Annotated in this window: 3 protein-coding genes; 1 reads left to right on the top strand and 2 read right to left on the bottom strand. The window is 40.1% G+C overall.

What is annotated here, in order from left to right; all coding sequences use genetic code 11:
* The coding region (locus IBX40_13050) for an SWF/SNF helicase family protein (protein MBE0525238.1) at positions 1-720 on the top strand (720 nt) is incomplete at its 5' end.
* 367 nt (positions 721-1,087) lie between these two features.
* Here IBX40_13050 and IBX40_13045 read toward each other — a convergent pair.
* Both IBX40_13045 and IBX40_13040 read right to left on the bottom strand, forming a co-directional pair.
* The gene (locus IBX40_13045; GenBank protein MBE0525237.1) at positions 1,088-1,321 is read right to left on the bottom strand and encodes a type II toxin-antitoxin system HicA family toxin; all 234 of its coding nucleotides are present in this window, start codon (positions 1,319-1,321) and stop codon (positions 1,088-1,090) included.
* Positions 1,318-1,542 (bottom strand): type II toxin-antitoxin system HicB family antitoxin, encoded by a 225-nt coding sequence (locus IBX40_13040; GenBank protein MBE0525236.1) that lies wholly within the window; start codon positions 1,540-1,542, stop codon positions 1,318-1,320. Before IBX40_13040 ends, IBX40_13045 begins: the two co-directional genes overlap by 4 nt.
* Positions 1,543-2,092 lie beyond the last annotated feature (550 nt).

The raw sequence follows: 2,092 nt of genomic DNA, 5'->3' as shown, positions 1-2,092 counted from the left end.
CGATTCCTGGATATAATATCTGAAAAAGAAGATCAGGACCCAAAATATCAAAAAATAAAGGAACTTCTGCAAAATGGCTGGCTTGAGCGGGGGTGCATAATTTTCTCACAGTATTATGACTCAATAGACTGGCTATCTGGTAAATTGTCACATGATTTCTCAGAAGAAATAATGGGCATATATGCAGGCGGACAACGGTCAGGCATCATAGAAAACGGGGAATTCGTCAGGACATCCAGAGAAAAGCTAAAATCAATGGTAAGGTATGGGGAGATACGCTTGCTTCTCGGAACCGATGCCGCAAGTGAAGGATTGAACCTTCAGACACTTGGATCACTGATAAATCTTGACCTGCCATGGAATCCCACACGGCTTGAGCAGAGAAAGGGGAGAATCCAGAGGATCGGGCAGGTCTATGAAGATGTCTGGATATACAATATGAGGTATAAGGGCTCAGTAGAGGACCGTGTTCATGAATTGCTTTCCAGTCGTCTCGAAGAGATAAATAATCTGTTCGGACAGATCCCGGATTGTTTAAAAGATGTATGGGTGGAAGTCGCACTGGGTGAGGAAGAAAATGCAAGAAAAACAATCGGTGAGGTGCCGACAAAGCATCCCTTTGAGTTGCGATATGATAAAATTGAGCCGGTTCACTGGGAGAAATGTTCAAAGGTGCTTGATTCTGCTGAACGGCGGCGGTGTTTGATGAAAGGATGGTAGTCAGAATAAGGATTTTGATTAAATTAAAAATCGATATAGCAGCTTTAGGATAATAGGAGTAAATTCATTCAACTTCTAATCTATTATTTCAAGTTCATCGTTGTATGATAGATGTATGCCCTAAAAAAGCAAACTAGCTGCCTTTTCTTTCAATTTTTTGACGCAAAGTCACAATATATAGAACAATGAACTGACTCCTTATTGTTTGATTATTGAATAAACGTCACAGACCGGTCGGACCGGAGGTTCGGGGCATCAGTATACGTGCATGAGAGTTTCAATGATCTGACCACATTGTAGTATATCGATAAGCACGGGCACAGAATCAGCGCAGGATGGGCAAGTTAATAGTATCAGTTTTCAGGTCTCACTTTTTTATCATCTTTTTAAACTCATCCACCGATAATCCGGCATCATCCAAAATACTTTTAACAATTTTCGGATGGAGGATTTTTCCACTGTGATAAGCTATGGTTACTCTTTTTCCTTCATCATTCTTGTATATTTTATGGCTACCCGATTGCCTTGAAAAACGGAATCCTAATCTTTCAACAATTTTGATCATTTCATTCGCAGTTACCCTTGGTAGTTTTTCGCTCATGCAGTCACTTCAAGGGCAACAAGACTGAAGGAGTTGATCTTTTCGACTGACTCCCCACTTTCAATTATATCTTCTATGTGCAGGCGGATAGCGTCTTTAATATTTTCAATGGCTTCCTCATAAGTATCCCCTTGAGAATAACAGCCTTGCAAAGCCGGACACATAGCAAAATAGCCGTGTTCATCTTTTTCTATTACAACTGGGAGAGTATATTTTTCCATCTTTAATCTCCTTATAGGTTTAATTAGTGTGGCATGTATTTAAGAATTACATTTGTTATTGGCAAGAGTGTGTGTATAGCATATCATTTTCCTATCTTTATACTCCACTGAAATCCTGGACAAAAAATATTATTGAGTTATACCGTGTCCGAATTCAGTTTCAAAATTATTGTGTTGTTTTCAGTTTACATCATAGATGCACAGAACTCCTATCGTTTGGTACTAGAGTAAAAGAGTGGCTTTCGCCACCCTCTACTCATCAAACCGCTCGTACAGATTTCCCGTAAGCGGCTTTCGTTTGGCATTGTCCCATAGCAGGAGATGGATTCATCATTTGATGCCTCCACCGGTCTTAATCATTCAACAATTGTTCCACCAACTTCACATATGTTAACTAGATGGCGTTTTTCCGTACATTATTTCGGGAGCTACCTTTCTGGCTTTTTTTTATCCGTTTGGTGTTATATATGCTGATATTCTTGACTCTACCAAAGTTAGAACCCCTTCGCTAAGTTGAGTTTTCTCCTCATACCGTCGCCCCCTGCACCCT

It is taken from the genome of Methanosarcinales archaeon, assembly GCA_014859725.1.
In the GTDB taxonomy this organism is placed as follows: domain Archaea; phylum Halobacteriota; class Methanosarcinia; order Methanosarcinales; family Methanocomedenaceae; genus Kmv04.
This window is presented reverse-complemented; position numbering and strand designations above follow the sequence as displayed.